Raw genomic sequence first — 17,306 nt, 5'->3', positions numbered from 1 at the left:
AGGAATATCCTCTTATTTCTTCAATTTTTGTGGACGTTGATAGTTTTCTTTGACTATCTGCTTTGAACGTTCAAAGGCTAAGTTGTGATCTTCAACATCACGGGTAATTACCGAACCTGCCCCGACAGTGGCACCATGGCCAATGCGTACAGGGGCGACCAGTGAACTGTTCGAGCCAATAAAGGCCGCGTCACCAATAATGGTTTTGAATTTGTTGGCACCGTCATAATTACAGGTAATGGTTCCTGCACCAATATTTGAATTTTCACCAATTTCGGCATCGCCTAAATAAGTAAAATGATTGGCTTTAGAACCCAGACCGATGCTTGAGTTTTTCACTTCAACAAAATTCCCAATATGGACTTCATTGGCGAGTTTTGCACCTGGACGTAAACGTGCAAAAGGTCCAATTTGGGTGTCTTCACCGACAATGGCTTGATCGAAAATGCTATACGGTTGCACTTTGGTGCCAGCAGCGATTTTGGTGTTTTTAATCACACAACCTGCACCAATTTCAACCCTATCACCCAGTTCGCAATCACCTTCAATAATCACGTTAATATCAATACGTACATCTTGGCCAACTTTAAGCTTGCCACGTAAATCGAAACGACTCGGGTCAATCAAATGCACACCTTGTTGCATCAATTGTTTAGCTTGGAAGTTTTGAAATTGGCGTTCTAATGCTGCAAGTTGAATACGGTCATTCACACCTTCAACTTCAAAGCTCATCTCAGGTTCAACTGAAGCGACCTCAAGACCATCGGCCAGTGCCATCGCCACGATGTCGGTAAGGTAATATTCACCCTGAGCATTGTTGTTGGTGAGCTGTGGTAGCCATTGATGTAACTTGGCATTACTCACGCAATAGATGCCTGTATTGATTTCACGAATCTGACGTTGCTGTTCGTTGGCATCTTTATGCTCAACGATCGCTTGAATTTTCCCATTTTCACGTACAATGCGACCATAGCCTGTGGCATCCTCAAGGGTTAAGGTCACGAGACCAATCCCTGTTCCACGTGAAGCATCAAGTAGTTTTTGTAATGTTGCGGGGGTAATACAGGGTACATCACCAGACAAAATCAGTGAGATGCCATCTTGAGGTAGTACAGGTAAAGTCATTTGAACAGCATGACCAGTACCCAGTTGTTCTGCTTGTTCGACCCATTGTATTTGTTCATGGTTAAAGTGCTGTTGCACTTGTTCGCCACCATGTCCATAAATGGTGATGATGTGCTCAGCATGGAGTTGCTTTGCTGTGTCAATCACATGTCCAAGTAAGGGGCGTCCTGCTAAGGGTTGTAACACTTTGGGGAGCTGGGAACGCATTCGGGTTCCCTTACCTGCAGCAAGAATAATCACAGAAGTTGTCATAACACACCTTACAAGCTGGCGCTAAGCCAGAGAAATATTGAGGTATATAAAAATACAGAGCGCTGCCCAAAGCCCCGCAATAATGTCATCGAGCATAATGCCAAATCCGCCGTGGACTTGGCGGTCAATGACGCGAATGGGCCATGGCTTCCATACATCAAACAGGCGAAACAGCAAAAAACCAATCAATGCAGAGAAGACACTCATTTGTCCGAAATAAATCAACGGTAACAAGGTAATGGATTGGCCTGCAAACTCATCCCAGACAATGCGTCCATCGTCATGTACACCCATCACTTTGGCGGTTTGACCGCAAATATAGATGCCGATCAGCGACATGAAGATGATGGCGTATATGGAGTTGATAAAGCCTAAATTCAACCACAATGGAATAAAAAGCAGGGCAAAAGCTGAACCAAATGTGCCTGGTGCTTTGGGTAATAAACCAGAGCCAAAACCGACACCGCAAAATACAATACAGCGGTTCGACCAAGACATCTGGTTAAACTGAATTGGAGGTTTATGCAAAGTGTTGATACCCTTGAAATTGAAGCGGATGATCTTTGCCATCTTTTTCAAATGTAAGCCCAGTAGATGTTGTAATAGTTCCAATCACCGTAATTTTTACATCTAATTGTTGTTGCAAAAGTTGTTGGTAATTTTGCGGGCTTATTGTAAAACATAACTCGTAGTCATCACCACCTGCGAGTGCGTATTGCCATTGTTGTACTTGTGTTAAATGTTGCAGACTGACATTGATCGGGAGTTGTTCCAATTGTAGTCGAGCACCGACCTGTGATGCTTTAAGAATATGTCCAAGATCCTGTGCCAGCCCATCCGACACATCAATCATGGCAGAAGCTAAGCCTTTTAACTGCTGTCCAAGTTGGCAACGTGGTGTTGGATAATCTAAACGGTGCTTTAAGGTGTGATTTGGATGTTGAAGGCCAAAGGCCGCATCACCGACCTGACCGCTGACACAAACGTAATCACCGACTTGAGCACCTGAGCGTTTTACCGCTTGCCCCATATCTACCCAACCGAGGGCGGTGACGGAAATGGTGAGGTGAGGGCTTTGGGTCGTATCACCACCAATTAAACTCACGCCAAATTGATCGCAACAATCGTAAAGTCCCTGACTAAAGTCTTTCAGCCAGTCATGATCAATTTGGGGTAGGCTCAATGCCAATAAGATACTCTGCGGTTTGGCGCCCATTGCTGCAATATCGGAAAGATTCACGGCAACAGATTTCCAGCCAATGGCATGGGGAGGAGTATCGAGAGGAAAATGTCGTCCTGCAATCAAGGTGTCTGTGCAGATCACCAATTGTTGCTGCGGAGGCGGGGTAAGTACGGCTGAGTCATCTCCGACCCCTAAGTCGACTGAAGTATGCTTCTGTCGATTAAAATAGGTTTCAATGATAGAAAACTCAGCCATATTACTTACTACACGTCTTATTGTGCTTGTTGCTTTTCTGCTGCACGAAGGCTGTTAGCTAAACGGTCTAATACACCATTGATGTATTTATGACTGTCAGCACCACCAAAGTGTTTGGCAAGTTCAATCGCTTCATCTAAAACCACGCGATACGGGATTTCAAGATGTTCTTTCAATTCGTAAGCGCCTAAACGTAATGTTGCAAGTTCAACACCGTCTAGAGCTTCGATTTGGCGATCTAGCACAGGAATAAGAAGCGCATCCAAAGCTTCATGATTGGCAACCACTTGAGTCAGCAATTCATGATAATAGCTTAGGTCCACTTTATGCATGGCATTTTCAACACGCGTACGTGCTTCAATTTCATGCACTGGGTTGCGGCTCATTTGCCATTCATAAATGCCTTGTACAGCAAAACGACGTGCTTTACGTTTTGCAGCATAAGCGGCTTGAAGTGTTTGCGACATGCTTTAAATAGCCTTTAACAAGTTAACCATTTCAATTGCAGTAAGAGCAGCTTCGCTACCTTTATTACCTGCTTTTGTTCCAGAGCGTTCAATCGCTTGTTCAATGCTGTCCGTAGTCAATACACCGTTAATCACTGGTAAACCCGTGTCTAAGCCAACTACGCCTAAACCTTTGGCACATTCACCTGCAACAAAGTCAAAGTGAGGCGTACTACCACGAATCACAGCGCCAAGCGCGATGATGGCATCAAAGCGATCAGAAGCAGCCAGTTTTTTTGCAACCACTGGAAGTTCCCAAGCGCCTGGTGCATGAACAACAGTGATATTATCCTCTGATACACCATGACGTTTCAATGTATCAATTGCACCTTCTAGCAAGTGTTCAACCACAAAGCTATTGAAACGACCAACTAAAATCGCGTAACGGCCTTCGCTCGCGAGATGTAATAAACCTTCAATTCGGCGAATCGCCATAGCAACCTCGATTATTTCGTTAATGTTTGTTGAGCGGTGACATATTCCACCACTTCAAGATTAAAACCTGATAATGCGTTGAAACGTAGCGGCGAACTAAGCAGCTTCATTTTTTCAATGCCTAAATCACGTAAAATTTGTGCGCCTACACCAATCGTTTGATATTGCTGAGACAAAGCTGCACTAGATTTGGTTTTCTTTGGTGCAGTTAGGCTGTCGAGGGCAGGGCCTAGATCTTGTAGATGACGTTGACCAATCCAAACCAGTACACCACGATCACTTTGTGCAATTTCTTTTAAGGCACGGTCTAAGTTCCACGCCGGTTCGCCATCTTGCTTGTTCAATTTGAGCAAGTCACGTGTCGGATTAAAACCATGTACGCGAACCGTAGTGATGCCATCTTTTGGCTCACCTTTGACCAAAGCCAAATGAATATCTGGATTGCCAATTTCACGGTAACGGAACAGTTCAAATGTACCGTATTCAGTATCGATGCTTTCTTGACCTAAACGCTCGACTGTTTGTTCATTGGTCATGCGGTAATGGATGAGGTCAGCAATGGTTCCCATTTTTAGGCCATGCTTTTCAGCGAAAATTTCTAAATCTGGGCGACGGGCCATGGTGCCGTCTTCTTTGATAATTTCACAAATTACAGAAGCAGGTTCTAGGCCAGCAATGCGTGCAAGGTCACAGCCTGCTTCAGTATGTCCTGCACGGTGCAGTACACCACCAGGTTGCGCCATCAATGGAAAGATATGTCCAGGCTGTACGATATCGCTAGGCTTGGCATGTGCCGCAACCGCTGTTTGAATGGTATGAGCACGTTCAGCGGCGGAAATACCTGTGGTAATCCCTTCGGCTGCTTCAATGGATAAGGTGAAGTTGGTGGCATGTTGTGCACCATTGGCATCGACCATTAATGGTAAATTCAATTGCTGGCAACGCTCACGGCTTAAAGTTAAGCACACCAAACCACGCGCATGAGTAATCATGAAGTTAATGTCTTCTGGGCGGACGTGTGTCGCGGCAATGACCAAGTCACCTTCATTTTCACGGTCTTCATCATCCATCAGGATGACCATTTTCCCTGCACGGATATCTGCTACGAGCTCTTCAACGGTATTGAGCGGCATCAATCTTCACCTTTCTATTCGTCTGCAAATGACCAAAGTCTTTGCATTTTTGATTGTGGCATAGTCTAACGCTTTTTTAGATAGTTTGCCTATGCTTTTACTTTTCTGTACGTCGATTGTTATACACAGCCACGCAAGACTTTAAAAGAGTTGTCCCTTTTAAAAATGAGCAATCGATTAAACTCATGGGGTCAAAATCGGCTCAAATTTCCTAGAAAACGGGGTCGAACTGTGCATTTTAGTCAAATCAGGCCGTATTGATCAGGATGGTTTGATTTCTAAGAGTATGCGGGTTTCTCACTTAAAATCACGATAAGTGAATTGCTTATGCTTTATAAGTCGAAAGCAAAATACTGGTTTCAGTATTATAAATGCCCGAAATGGTTCGAATACGCTCTAAGTTTTTATCAAAACTTTCCAAACTGTCCGATTTCAGCTCAACCAATAAATCCCATTTACCATTGGTGGTATGCAGCGTATGTACAGAAGGGTCGATTCTTAATTCTTTTACGACCGCACTGGTTTTGGTGCCTTCTACCATAATATTCATCCAAGCACGAATGGTGTTCTTCTCACTGCCAGGTTTTAAGCGAACGGTATAGCCCGTAATGATGCCACTCGATTCTAAATATTCGATTCGTTTCTGCACAGTATTTCGGGAAACGCGCACTTTTTGGGAAATGTCGGTAATTGACATACGGGCGTTGTCACGCAGCAAACCTAGAATTTGGCTGTCAGTATCATTCATTTTGATTTCCATGATTATCATTTTGATAAAATTTATTGCATTTTTATCAAAATTACAACTTTTTAGAGTCGTTTTGATTTTTCATACTATGCGTATTAGGTAACACTCCAGTTGGAACAACACCGAGCTGAGGCGGTGTCCAATAGATGGGGTGTTTCCTATTTTGAATGGATTAGCTCAATTAAATTCTCAGAGGATAAAATAATGTCTTTGTCATATGAAATGGAAAATAGTGGTGCATGGCAAACCTACCTTGCTCAGATTAACCGTGTAGCCCCTTATCTTGAAGAAGACTTAATCCCATTTATCAATACTTTAAAGCGTCCAAAGCGTGCGCTCATTGTTGATGTGCCTATTGTAATGGACGACGGTTCTATTCAGCATTTCGAAGGTTACCGTGTACAACACAATTTGTCGCGTGGACCAGGTAAGGGCGGTATTCGTTACCATCCAGATGTAGAACTGAATGAGGTCATGGCCCTCTCAGCATGGATGACCATTAAAACTGCGGTATTGAACTTACCGTATGGTGGTGCAAAAGGCGGTATTCGAGTAGACCCGCGTAAATTGTCACCACGTGAACTTGAACGCTTAACGCGTCGTTTTACCACTGAAATTAGCCCAATCATTGGCCCACAAATCGATATTCCAGCGCCAGATGTGGGTACTAATGCAGACATTATGGGTTGGATGATGGATACCTATTCCACAATTAAGGGTCATACTGTCACAGGTGTAGTGACGGGTAAACCTGTACATTTGGGTGGTTCATTAGGTCGTGTACGTGCAACAGGTCGCGGTGTGTTCGTGACAGGTTTAGAAGTTGCCAAGAAAATTAACTTAACACTTGAAGGCAGTCGTATTGCAGTTCAGGGCTTTGGTAACGTGGGTAGCGAAGCTGCATATTTATTCCATAAAGCCAATGCAAAAGTAGTATGTGTGCAAGACCACACAGGCACAATTTTCAATGCAGATGGTTTTGATGTTAAGCAATTGCAAGACTACGTTGCGATTCATAAAGGTGTCGCAGGCTTCCCTGACGCAACGTTAATCGAAGATGAAGCGTTCTGGACAGTAGAGATGGATATTTTAATCCCTGCTGCTTTAGAAGGTCAGATTACTCCTGAGCGTGCGCAAAAATTGACTGCGAAATTGGTCTTGGAAGGTGCGAACGGTCCAACTTATCCAGAAGCAGAAGATATTCTTTTACAACGTCAAATCATGATTGTTCCAGATGTGCTCTGTAATGCTGGCGGTGTAACCGTGAGTTACTTTGAGTGGGTTCAAGACATGGCAAGTTACTTCTGGACCGAAGAAGAAATTAATGAGCGCTTAGATAAGCTCATGATTAAAGCGGTTGAAGATGTTTGGCATACAGCAGATGACAAAGATTGTAGCTTGCGTACTGCAGCGTACATTTTGGCTTGTGAGCGTATTTTGAAAGCACGTAAAGAACGAGGAATTTTCCCAGGTTAAGGGGAAGTTTCGTGCCCTTCGGGGCACATTCAAGTAAGAAAAACATCAGATTTATTAAGGAAGAACAGACCATGAACCAGAACAGCCAACCGAATCGCCAAGATTTTAATCAGTATATGGTGCCTGTTTTTGCACCTGCTCAATTTATTCCTGTGCGTGGCGAAGGTTCTCGTTTGTGGGATCAGCAAGGTAAAGAATATATTGATTTTGCAGGTGGCATTGCGGTGAATGCGCTTGGACATGCACATCCAGTTGCAGTCAAAGCCTTAGTCGAACAAGGTCAAAAGTTATGGCATATCGGTAATGGTTATACCAATGAACCTGTACTTACTCTAGCAAAACAATTGGTTGAAAGTACCTTCGCCGATAAAGTGTTCTTCTGTAACTCTGGTGCAGAAGCCAACGAAGCGGCTTTGAAACTTGCACGCAAAGTGGGCCTACTTTCAGGCTCTGCGCGCAAGAACAAGATTATTGCATTTAAAAATGCCTTCCACGGTCGTACCTTATTTACCGTTTCGGCAGGTGGTCAACCGAAATATTCGCAAGATTTTGCTCCTTTACCAGAAGGTATTCAGCATCTGCCATTTAATGATTTGGACGCAGCCCGTGCAGCGATTGATGCCGACACTTGCGCAGTGATTGTTGAACCGATTCAAGGTGAAGGTGGGGTCATTACTGCTGATCCTGAATTTTTAAAAGGTTTACGTGAGCTGTGTGATCAACACGGTGCAGTATTAATTTTTGATGAAGTGCAAACAGGTGTAGGTCGTACAGGGGCGCTATATGCCTATATGAACACTGAAGTGACGCCAGACATTTTAACCACAGCCAAAGCACTCGGTGGTGGTTTCCCAATTGGTGCCATGATTACCACAGATAAATACGCGAATATGTATGCAGTGGGAGATCACGGCACGACGTATGGCGGTAATCCATTGGCATCTGCTGTGGCAAATGCAGTGTTTGGCTTTATCAACACCCCTGAAGTATTGAATGGTGTACGTACTCGTGCGCAAATCTTTGCTGAAGGTTTGAAGCGTTTGAATGAACGTTTTGGTTTGTTTGAAGAAGTTCGCGGTCAAGGTTTATTGATTGGCTGTGTACTCAAAGCAGAATATGCAGGTAAAGCTAAAGATATCGTCACCCTTGCTGGTGAAGAAGGCCTCTTGGCCTTGGTTGCAGGTCCAAATGTCGTGCGTTTCACGCCATCTTTAATTATTCCAGAAGCGGATATTGAAGCAGGTTTACAACGTTTTGAGCGTGCGCTCGCACGTTTTGTTGGCGCGTGATAGGTCACCGCTGATGATGATTGTTAGACATGCAGAGCATCGAGACTTAGATGATATCTTCATTCTGGCGGGGAAGTCGGGCGTAGGTCTGACTTCTTTACCCCAAAATAAAGACATCTTATTGGCTCGAATTGCCCGCACACAAAAGACCTTACAAGGTCAGGCGGCGCCAAATGAGCAAGGTTATTTATTTGTTTTAGAAGATACCCAGTTGCAGCGCGTGGTTGGCGTGAGTGCGATTGAAGTTGCAGTGGGTTTGACGGAACCATTTTATAACTTTCATGTGGGCAAACAAGTTCATGCTTCACAAGCTCTGAATGTTTATAAGGCCTTAAACACCCTATTTTTAAGCAATGACCATACAGGATGTAGTGAGCTGTGTACGCTGTTTTTAGATCCTGAATACCGTAAAGATCAAAATGGTAAATTGCTTTCTAAAATCCGTTTTCTATTTATCGCAGCATTTCAGCAGGCATTTCAAAATACCCTGATTGCAGAAATGCGTGGTTATTCTGATGAAAATGGTCGATCACCATTTTGGGATGCCTTGGGCTATCACTTTTTCAATATGGATTTCTCCACGGCGGATTACTTGAGTGGTATTGGGCAAAAAGTCTTTATTGCGGAATTAATGCCACGCTTCCCTGTGTATACCGATTTATTGCCATTGGCAGCACAGCAAGTGATTGCGCAAGTTCATCCTCAGACCGTTCCAGCTTCTCGTGTTTTAGAGTCGGAAGGTCTGCGTTATCAAGGGTATGTCGATATTTTTGATGCAGGGCCAACCCTCGAAGCTGAAGTGAAAAACTTACGTGCAGTCAAGGAAAGCCAGACCTGTGCTGTGAAAATCGTGAGCAGTTTGCCAGAAGCGACAGGTCGTTATTTGGTGGCGAATGACCGTTATCACGATTATCGCGCAATTTTAATTCAACATGCTGCGGATGCAGACAACTTAAGTTTAACGGCTGAACAAGCCTATGCGCTTGGCGTACAAGCGGGGCAAAGTATTCGTATGTTGCCTTTAGACAAGATGGAGTAAAAATAATGTCACAAGGGAATTTATTTATTAATGGGACATGGTCTCCAGCGCAGGGTGCAGCATGGAACAAACTTGATCCAGTTTCTCAAGAAGTGATTTGGCAAGGTGCAGAAGCTACGGCTGAACAAGTGGAACAAGCATGTCAGTCAGCACGTACTGCCTTTGCTGCTTGGGCACGTCGTCCACTTGCAGAGCGTATTGAGGTGATTCATCGATTTGCAAGCTTGCTAGAACAAAATAAACAACAGTTAGCGACAGTTATTAGCCGTGAAACCAGCAAGCCGATTTGGGAAACCTTAACCGAAGTTCAATCGATGATTGCTAAAGTGGCCATTTCGATTCGTGCTTACCATGAACGTACAGGCGAAAGCGTAACGGAAATGGCCGATGGTGCAGCCTCTTTGCGTCACCGTCCACATGGGGTATTGGCTGTATTTGGCCCATATAATTTCCCAGGTCATTTGCCGAATGGTCACATTGTTCCAGCCTTAATCGCGGGCAACACCATTGTTTTTAAACCAAGTGAACTCACGCCGTGGACAGCAGAAGAAACTGTGAAGTTGTGGCATGAAGCAGGTTTACCTGCGGGTGTCTTGAACTTGGTACAAGGTGGTCGCAGTACTGGTGAAGCCTTGGCGCAATCACATGAGATTGACGGCTTGCTGTTCACGGGCAGTGCCAATACGGGTTACCACTTGCATAAACAATTAGCGGGTGCTCCAGAAAAAATTCTCGCTCTAGAAATGGGGGGGAACAACGCATTAATTATCGATGAAATTACTGATATTGATGCAGTGGTGAATTTAACCATTCAATCTGCCTTTATTTCCGCAGGTCAGCGCTGTACCTGTGCGCGCCGTTTGATTATCAAAAATGGTGCTGTAGGTGATGCTTTCATTCAACGTTTGGTTGAAGTGAGCCGTAACTTGGTGGTGGGTCAGTGGGATGCACAGCCACAACCATTCATGGGTGGTGTGATTTCATTGCATGCTGCACAGCAAATTTTACAAGCGCAACAACGTTTGGTGGATTTGGGTGCTGAGGTGTTATTGCCTGTGACTCAAACTGATCCAAATAGTAGCTTGTTAAGCCCAGGTCTTTTAGAGGTCACAAACGTCAATAATGTGCCAGATGAAGAATATTTTGGTCCATTGAGTTGTATCTATCGTTATGACCATTTTGATGAAGCTTTAGCGCTTGCCAATGCAACACGCTTTGGCTTGTCAGTAGGTTTAGTTTCACCAGATCGTGAACTGTTCGAGCGTTTATTGATTGAAGCGCGTGCAGGCATTGTGAACTGGAATAAACCATTAACAGGCGCTTCAAGTGCCGCGCCATTTGGTGGTGTTGGTGCATCAGGGAATCATCGTGCCAGTGCCTTCTATGCGGCAGATTATTGCGCATGGCCAATGGCATCACTAGAAAGTCAACAGGTAAGCCTACCTGAAAAATTATCGCCAGGCATTGTGCTGTAAGTCGACAGAAAAGGGAGTTTAGAAATGTCAGGCTATGAAATTAATTTTGATGGTTTAGTCGGTCCAACGCATCACTATGCAGGATTGTCTTTTGGAAACGAAGCTTCGACCAAAAACCGTAATAATCTATCGAATCCGAAGTTGGCTGCTAAGCAAGGTCTGTTAAAGATGAAAGCTTTGGCCGACATGGGCTTAAAGCAAGGTGTATTTGCTCCGCAAGAACGCCCACATGTGCCAACTTTGCGCAAATTGGGTTTCTGTGGGGATGACCATAGCGTGATTGAACAAGCGATGCGGACTTCGCCTGCATTGTTATCCGCTTTGAGTTCTGCATCGTGCATGTGGACAGCCAATGCGGCAACGGTTTCACCGTCGGCAGACAGTGCAGATGGTCGTGTGCATTTTACAGCGGCAAACTTGAACAACAAATTCCACCGCTCGATTGAACATGAAACGACCTCGCGTGTTATGGCAGCCATGTTTAACGATGAGCGCCACTTTGCGCATCACGAAGCACTACCACCCGTGGCATTGTTCGGTGATGAAGGCGCGGCGAACCATAACCGTTTAGGCGGTGCTTATGATCAAGCCAGCGTACAAGTGTTCGTTTATGGTCAGCAGTTCCTCGGCGGTGGTATTGGTCCGAAACATTATCCTGCGCGTCAGTCACGTGAGGCGAGTGAAGCTGTTGCACGTTTACATCAATTGAAAGCTGAACAAACCGTTTTTGTGCAGCAGCATCCCGATGTGATTGACCAAGGGGTCTTCCACAACGATGTGATTGCGGTGAGTAACCAAAACGTCTTGTTTCATCATCAACATGCCTTTTTGAACCAAACGGAAGCTTTGGCCGAAATTCGTGAAAAAATGGCGCGTTTGGGTCAAGAGTTTGTGTCCATTGAAGTACCTGATCAGCGTGTTTCAGTGAAAGATGCAGTGAATACCTATTTATTCAATAGTCAATTACTCACACGTGCCGATGGCGGTATGAGCATTGTAGTGCCTGAAGAATCGCGTCAAAACCAAGCGGTATGGAGCTACTTGAACGACATGATTCAAATGGGTACCCCAATTGATGACATCAAAGTTTTCGATTTACGTGAAAGTATGCGTAACGGTGGCGGTCCTGCATGTTTACGTTTGCGTGTTGCCGTGAATGAAGCAGAACTTAACGCGATTAATCCGAATCTGTTTATGAATGATGCCTTGTTTACCCGTTTAAACACGTGGGTAGATCAGTACTATCGTGATCAGTTGGCACAGCAAGATTTGGCCGATCCACAATTATTGATTGAAAGCCGTACTGCGTTAGATGAATTGACGCAAATTTTGGGCTTGGGTTCGGTATATCACTTCCAACGTTAAGTAATCGTGCAGGGAAAGCAAATGATAGATTTTCTAGGTGATGTTTTAGCACAACGTATCCCAACTGTATCGCAGGGCGAACAGCATGATTTTCGTTGGGAATGGTTAGCTGAAGGGGTTTTATCTTTTACTCCAAAGCAGGCTTATGAAAAAGCCATCGTGCTTTCTGCGGGTGTACATGGCAATGAAACTGCGCCAATCGAGTTATTGGCGCAGCTCAGTCAGGATATTTTTGCAGGTGTGTTACAGCTCAAGGTCAAATTAATATTGATTTTGGGCAACCCTGTCGCGATTCGTTCAGGTCAACGCTATGTTGAAAATGATATGAATCGGATGTTTTGTGGTGCACATCAGCAATTTTCCGAAACCTTTGAAGCAAAGCGAGTGGCTGAGCTAGAGCAGTTGGTGGCAGATTTCTTTCAATCTTGCCCTGCACAAGTCAAACGCTATCACTATGATTTGCACACAGCGATCCGTCTGTCTTTGCTCCCGACTTTTGCTTTGTTTCCTTATCAAACTCATGGCTATGATGCGGTCATGTTGGCGTGTTTAAGTGCTGCAGAACTGGATGCCTTGGTATACCATAATGCAGCAGGTCGCACCTTCACGCACTATACCAGTTCAAGATTTCAGGCAGCGAGTTCAACCCTTGAACTTGGACATGCCAAGCCTTTTGGTCAAAATGATTTATCGGCATTTAGCGCGATTAATCAAGTGTTACGTTCGGTGGTGACAGAACAAGCTTTACCTGCACGCCAAAAGTCAGCAATTAAAAACTTTCGTGTTGTCGATTCGATTATCAAAACTGAAGATGACTTTCAGCTCAACCTTGCCGATTCTGCGCCCAATTTCTCAATGTTCCAATCAGATGCAGTGATTGCCCTGCAACAGGGTAAACCTTATGTGATTGCACCAGAACAGGTCTGGATTTTATTTCCAAATACTCAAGTGAAAAAAGGGTTAAGAGCAGGCTTGATATTAACTGAGCTTCGCTCGTGATTATTCGTCTCGATTTATTAAATGTGATGATGGTGATTTATAGAATTTAAATCGTTAAATTGATTTTCAATGGAATTGAATATATGGATATTGTAAAAAATATTAATGCAATATTTACGTCCAGTGATTATGAGTTCGCTTATAATCAGTGGATAAATTCGCGTCATGTTTTTATTAAGCTATTATTTTTTAATGTTAAATTAATAAAATTGGTATAGGTTTTGCAATCTGTGTTGTGATTATTTGGTCGCTATTTTTATTTTATAAATTCGGTTAAATAATAAAATTAATATTATTGAAAGATAATATTTAGCTTAATTTTGGATGGATATTAAATAAGGAAAAATTTTATATCTGTCCCGTATTTGCACCTCTTTGAGGTGTAAATTGGAGTAATAAACATGATGAATGGAAATAAGTTCAATAGGTCGAAAGAAACCCTAGAGGGTGATTTACTGGGTGGACATCATTACGATTCAGCTGCAGAAGAACAACTCGATCGTTCTCTCAGCAATCGCCATATTCAAATGATTGCGATTGGCGGAGCTATCGGAACAGGTCTATTTATGGGTTCGGGGCAAACCATTGCCAATTCTGGAACCTCAGTCATTTTGACTTATATGATCGTTGGCTTTGTCCTGTTTTTTGTCATGCGTGCCATGGGAGAGTTACTGCTTTCCAACACCAATTATAAGTCATTTGTAGATTTTGCTACGGATTATTTAGGTCCTTGGGCAGGCTACTTTTTGGGCTGGACCTACTGGCTCAGTTGGATCATTACTGCGATTGCCGATATTATCGCGATTGGCGGTTATATGCAGTTCTGGTATCCCGATTTACCCGTATGGTTGCCTGCTTTGGCCACGATCACTGTTTTGACGGTACTAAACTTACTTACGGTGAAAATGTTTGGTGAAACTGAGTTTTGGTTTGCCATGATCAAGATTGTGGCAATTGTTGCTTTTTTAATCTTGGGTGTGAGCTTGGTGGTTATGGGCTTCGTGTCGCCAAATGGAGTCAAGGCATCGTTCTCACATATCACCGATCCTGATGCATTTTTACCGCATGGTGTGACAGGTTTCTTGGCGGGTTTCCAAATGGCAGTGTTTGCTTTCTTGGGTATTGAGTTGGTCGGTACAACTGCTGCAGAAACCAAAAACCCAGAAAAATCATTACCTAAAGCCATTAATTCAATTCCTTGGCGAATTCTATTGTTTTATGTGGGTGCCTTGTTGGTCATCATTTCCGTAACCTCATGGCAGCACGTTGATCCAGGCAAAAGTCCATTTGTGGCCATGTTCCAATTGGTCGGACTTACAGCTGCTGCTGCTGTGGTGAACTTCGTGGTCGTGACTTCGGCAATGTCTTCTGCAAACAGTGGTATCTTCGCCACCAGCCGTATGTTGTATGGTTTGGCGGTTGAGAAAGATGCGCCGCAGCGCTTTAAAACCTTATCTAAAGGTAAAGTGCCTGTACAAGCACTGTTGTGTTCTATGATTTGTGTATTTATCGGTACGTTGATTCTGTTCGTTACACCAAATGTCATGTCTGCATTTAATATTGTGACAGCATTGACCTCAATTTTGACTGTATTTGCCTTTGGTATGATTCTGGCATCGTATTTGGCTTATCGTAAAAAGCGTCCTGACTTGCACGCGCAATCTATTTATAAAATGCCTGCGGGTATTTTTATGAGCTGGTTTGGGATCGCCTTTATGGTGTTTGTGGTTGCGATTCTATGTCTCGATCATGATACGCGTATTTCACTGTTTGTTTCACCACTTTGGTTTATCGGCTTATGGATTGCTTATAAGCGTCGTCAACGTCAAGATAGCGAGCGCACTTGGATTTTAGAGCATGGTCGTCGCATTGATCATGATGAACTATCAGAAAATAATTAATGAAGAGTGAGAGAGGGTATTTACCCTCTCTTTTTTATAACGACGAAGAGGGATTTGTCTTGAAAAAAGTAACATTATGGGCGTGTATGTTGGGGGCAGGGCTGCTGAATATGAGCAGTGCGATGGCGGCACCGATGTTGACATCACAGATTTCAGCAACACAGGCTGTGGCCCCTCAAGCCAACGCGTGGGTTGAAATTAATGTGCAAGCCTTTGAACAAAATATTCAAACCTTGCAGCAACAATTGCAGGATAAGAGCCAAATTTGTGCTGTGATGAAAGCCGATGCTTATGGGCATGGAATTCAGTTGTTGATGCCGAGCATTATCAAGTTAAATGTACCTTGTGTGGGCATTACCAGTAATGCCGAAGCCGCGATGGTGCGCCAATCGGGTTATCAAGGTCGTATTTTAAGATTGCGTGCAGCCACCGATCAGGAAATTCAAAATGCAGCTTCACTCAAGATGGAAGAATTATTCGGAAACTATGAGCAAGCGCAGCGTATTTCTACTTGGGCGAAACAGCAAGGGATTACAGTTGCCTACCATCTGGGTTTAAATGCGGGCGGCATGGATCGTAATGGTTTAGAGCTAAACAGCGAGCAAGGTAAACAGCAAGCCCTGCGTATGACCAAATTACCCAATCTGAAACTGGTCGGCATCATGACGCATTATGCGGTAGAAGATGAAAAATATGTACGGGAACGTTTAGCGGTCTTTAACCAGCAAACGAACTGGCTCATTAAAAAAGCCAAACTCAAACGTGAAGAGCTAACCTTACATACCGCCAATTCATTTGCCACTTTAACCGTGCCAGAGTCACATTTAGATATGGTCCGTGCTGGTGGTGTGATTTATGGTGACAGTATTCCTGACCGTGTGGAATATAAAAAGTTGATGACGTTTAAAACCCAAGTGACAACAGTGAATGCTTATTTAAAAGGTACAACTGTCGGGTATGACCAAACCTATACTTTAAAACGTGATTCTTTATTGGCGAACTTGCCGATGGGCTATTCAGATGGCTATCGTCGCGCTTTTAGTAATAAAGCCTATGTGTTGATTCGTGGACATAAAGTTCCTGTGGTCGGGCGGACGTCAATGAATACCACCATGGTCGATGTCACTGATTTTCCTGACATTCGTGCCAGTGATGAAGTGGTGTTGTTTGGTCAGCAAGGCAATGAAAGCGTCAAGCAAAGTGATTTAGAAGAATACAATGGTGCGCTGCTTGCAGATGTATATACGATGTGGGGCAATTCTAATCCTAAAATTGCTGTACGCTAAGTTGACAATAATTCATTAATGTAAATGACTACCCCATGTCTGAACTTTCAGGCGTGGGGTAATTTTTATATGGCTGTGTAGAGGGGCAATTGATTGTCTATCCAGCTTAATATTGATCGTTAATGCTCAGTTGAGGCTTTACCTTTTGGGGCACACATCAAATTCATAAATGCCATTTAAGCTTTGAACTCGCATTCTTGTAATTGGACATCCAATACCTTCTATGATCAAGATGTTAGGCTATTTTTAACGGTGATTATTTTTTTGTGCGTATTGTGGCTATACCCCAGAGCTTTGAGGTGATGCAAAAGTGATTTTAAGGGTCTCGAAACGGCTATTTAGATGTAAACGTTTGAATCGGTAATTTTCTAGAAGATTGCTGGCGAATCAGATCAATTTTGTAAAAAATTGGCGGGCTACTTGAATGAAAATGGATGGATGATTCAGATTTAAATTTTAGCCATAAAAAAAGCCCTAATCATTTGACTAGGGCTTTTTTGAATCTGGAGCGGGAAACGAGACTCGAACTCGCGACCCCAACCTTGGCAAGAGTCACCGACATAAAATACACTAAATTACATAATTGGTATGTTAATAAACTCTATATATAACAGTTATATAGAGTTTTAATTTTGTGTGACGTAATTTAAGGTGGGGTAGGGTACTTTGATTTTTGGTCACTAAATTTACTTTGATAATCAACAATAATAACCAACATTCATATGCTTAATCTAAGAGTGTTTTCTCTGTACACGACAAATTTCATAGGATCCTTGTCCTATCAGGCTTTTTCTTTCTTAAAATTGCTAGCACTTTCTTAAATTCTTCTTTTTTTCCAA

At 43.4% G+C, this 17,306-nt stretch carries 15 protein-coding genes; 8 read left to right on the top strand and 7 right to left on the bottom strand.

The genetic code is table 11. The features are described 5' to 3' along the window. Positions 1–12: 12 nt before the first annotated feature. The 7 genes from glmU to I593_RS00585 form a co-directional block, all read right to left on the bottom strand. Positions 13–1,377: a bifunctional UDP-N-acetylglucosamine diphosphorylase/glucosamine-1-phosphate N-acetyltransferase GlmU gene (gene glmU, locus I593_RS00615; protein ID WP_016165657.1), complete on the bottom strand. Its 1,365-nt coding sequence runs from the start codon at positions 1,375–1,377 to the stop codon at positions 13–15. A 21-nt stretch (positions 1,378–1,398) separates the two neighbouring features. Next, positions 1,399–1,947 carry a phosphatidylglycerophosphatase A family protein gene (locus I593_RS00610; RefSeq protein WP_042069148.1) on the bottom strand — a complete coding sequence of 183 codons (549 nt, stop codon included), beginning with the start codon at positions 1,945–1,947 and terminating at the stop codon, positions 1,399–1,401. Continuing rightward, on the bottom strand, positions 1,898–2,815 hold the full coding sequence (gene thiL, locus I593_RS00605) for a thiamine-phosphate kinase (protein ID WP_016165655.1): 918 nt from the start codon (positions 2,813–2,815) through the stop codon (positions 1,898–1,900). Before thiL ends, I593_RS00610 begins: the two co-directional genes overlap by 50 nt. A gap of 17 nt (positions 2,816–2,832) precedes the next feature. After that, the gene (gene nusB / locus I593_RS00600) at positions 2,833–3,282 is read right to left on the bottom strand and encodes a transcription antitermination factor NusB (protein WP_016165654.1); all 450 of its coding nucleotides are present in this window, start codon (positions 3,280–3,282) and stop codon (positions 2,833–2,835) included. A gap of 3 nt (positions 3,283–3,285) precedes the next feature. Then, complete coding sequence (gene ribH / locus I593_RS00595; protein ID WP_016165653.1) at positions 3,286–3,756, bottom strand: 6,7-dimethyl-8-ribityllumazine synthase; 471 nt, start codon at positions 3,754–3,756, stop codon at positions 3,286–3,288. Positions 3,757–3,767: 11 nt separating this feature from the next. Continuing rightward, positions 3,768–4,889 (bottom strand): bifunctional 3,4-dihydroxy-2-butanone-4-phosphate synthase/GTP cyclohydrolase II, encoded by a 1,122-nt coding sequence (ribBA, locus tag I593_RS00590; RefSeq protein WP_016165652.1) that lies wholly within the window; start codon positions 4,887–4,889, stop codon positions 3,768–3,770. 325 nt (positions 4,890–5,214) lie between these two features. Then, positions 5,215–5,637 carry an Lrp/AsnC family transcriptional regulator gene (locus I593_RS00585; protein ID WP_016165651.1) on the bottom strand — a complete coding sequence of 141 codons (423 nt, stop codon included), beginning with the start codon at positions 5,635–5,637 and terminating at the stop codon, positions 5,215–5,217. A 201-nt stretch (positions 5,638–5,838) separates the two neighbouring features. Here I593_RS00585 and I593_RS00580 point away from each other — a divergent pair, with 201 nt between their 5' ends. The 8 genes from I593_RS00580 to alr all read left to right on the top strand — a co-directional run bounded on the left by I593_RS00580 (position 5,839) and on the right by alr (position 16,467). Further along, positions 5,839–7,113 carry a Glu/Leu/Phe/Val family dehydrogenase gene (locus tag I593_RS00580; protein ID WP_171069563.1) on the top strand — a complete coding sequence of 425 codons (1,275 nt, stop codon included), beginning with the start codon at positions 5,839–5,841 and terminating at the stop codon, positions 7,111–7,113. Between the two features lie 71 nt (positions 7,114–7,184). Continuing rightward, on the top strand, positions 7,185–8,402 hold the full coding sequence (locus I593_RS00575; protein WP_016165649.1) for a bifunctional succinylornithine transaminase/acetylornithine transaminase: 1,218 nt from the start codon (positions 7,185–7,187) through the stop codon (positions 8,400–8,402). Between the two features lie 13 nt (positions 8,403–8,415). Then, the gene (gene astA / locus I593_RS00570) at positions 8,416–9,441 is read left to right on the top strand and encodes an arginine N-succinyltransferase (RefSeq protein WP_016165648.1); all 1,026 of its coding nucleotides are present in this window, start codon (positions 8,416–8,418) and stop codon (positions 9,439–9,441) included. 5 nt (positions 9,442–9,446) lie between these two features. Then, entirely contained in the window at positions 9,447–10,916 is a 1,470-nt protein-coding gene (astD, locus tag I593_RS00565; RefSeq protein WP_016165647.1) for a succinylglutamate-semialdehyde dehydrogenase, read from the top strand. A gap of 24 nt (positions 10,917–10,940) precedes the next feature. Beyond that, positions 10,941–12,281, top strand: coding sequence for an N-succinylarginine dihydrolase (gene astB / locus I593_RS00560; RefSeq protein ID WP_016165646.1), 1,341 nt, complete (start codon positions 10,941–10,943; stop codon positions 12,279–12,281). Positions 12,282–12,302: 21 nt separating this feature from the next. Continuing rightward, positions 12,303–13,280 (top strand): succinylglutamate desuccinylase, encoded by a 978-nt coding sequence (astE, locus tag I593_RS00555; RefSeq protein ID WP_016165645.1) that lies wholly within the window; start codon positions 12,303–12,305, stop codon positions 13,278–13,280. A 401-nt stretch (positions 13,281–13,681) separates the two neighbouring features. After that, positions 13,682–15,181: an amino acid permease gene (locus tag I593_RS00550; RefSeq protein ID WP_016165644.1), complete on the top strand. Its 1,500-nt coding sequence runs from the start codon at positions 13,682–13,684 to the stop codon at positions 15,179–15,181. A gap of 59 nt (positions 15,182–15,240) precedes the next feature. Next, positions 15,241–16,467: an alanine racemase gene (alr, locus tag I593_RS00545; protein ID WP_026441144.1), complete on the top strand. Its 1,227-nt coding sequence runs from the start codon at positions 15,241–15,243 to the stop codon at positions 16,465–16,467. Positions 16,468–17,306: the final 839 nt, after the last annotated feature.

Source organism: Acinetobacter tandoii DSM 14970 = CIP 107469 (assembly GCF_000400735.1).
GTDB classification, from domain to species: Bacteria; Pseudomonadota; Gammaproteobacteria; order Pseudomonadales; family Moraxellaceae; genus Acinetobacter; species Acinetobacter tandoii.
The sequence above is the reverse complement of the archived record's forward strand: the minus strand, read 5'-3'. Positions and strand labels throughout refer to the sequence as shown.

What these genes read in the sequence shown, in the direction of transcription:
- glmU (WP_016165657.1), bottom strand. Translation starts at nt 1,377, where the DNA reads ATGACAACTTCTGTGATTATTCTTGCTGCAGGTAAGGGAACCCGAATG.
- I593_RS00610 (WP_042069148.1), bottom strand. Translation starts at nt 1,947, where the DNA reads ATGGCAAAGATCATCCGCTTCAATTTCAAGGGTATCAACACTTTGCAT.
- thiL (WP_016165655.1), bottom strand. Translation starts at nt 2,815, where the DNA reads ATGGCTGAGTTTTCTATCATTGAAACCTATTTTAATCGACAGAAGCAT.
- nusB (WP_016165654.1), bottom strand. Translation starts at nt 3,282, where the DNA reads ATGTCGCAAACACTTCAAGCCGCTTATGCTGCAAAACGTAAAGCACGT.
- ribH (WP_016165653.1), bottom strand. Translation starts at nt 3,756, where the DNA reads ATGGCGATTCGCCGAATTGAAGGTTTATTACATCTCGCGAGCGAAGGC.
- ribBA (WP_016165652.1), bottom strand. Translation starts at nt 4,889, where the DNA reads ATGCCGCTCAATACCGTTGAAGAGCTCGTAGCAGATATCCGTGCAGGG.
- I593_RS00585 (WP_016165651.1), bottom strand. Translation starts at nt 5,637, where the DNA reads ATGAATGATACTGACAGCCAAATTCTAGGTTTGCTGCGTGACAACGCC.
- I593_RS00575 (WP_016165649.1), top strand. Translation starts at nt 7,185, where the DNA reads ATGAACCAGAACAGCCAACCGAATCGCCAAGATTTTAATCAGTATATG.
- astA (WP_016165648.1), top strand. Translation starts at nt 8,416, where the DNA reads ATGATGATTGTTAGACATGCAGAGCATCGAGACTTAGATGATATCTTC.
- astD (WP_016165647.1), top strand. Translation starts at nt 9,447, where the DNA reads ATGTCACAAGGGAATTTATTTATTAATGGGACATGGTCTCCAGCGCAG.
- astB (WP_016165646.1), top strand. Translation starts at nt 10,941, where the DNA reads ATGTCAGGCTATGAAATTAATTTTGATGGTTTAGTCGGTCCAACGCAT.
- astE (WP_016165645.1), top strand. Translation starts at nt 12,303, where the DNA reads ATGATAGATTTTCTAGGTGATGTTTTAGCACAACGTATCCCAACTGTA.
- I593_RS00550 (WP_016165644.1), top strand. Translation starts at nt 13,682, where the DNA reads ATGATGAATGGAAATAAGTTCAATAGGTCGAAAGAAACCCTAGAGGGT.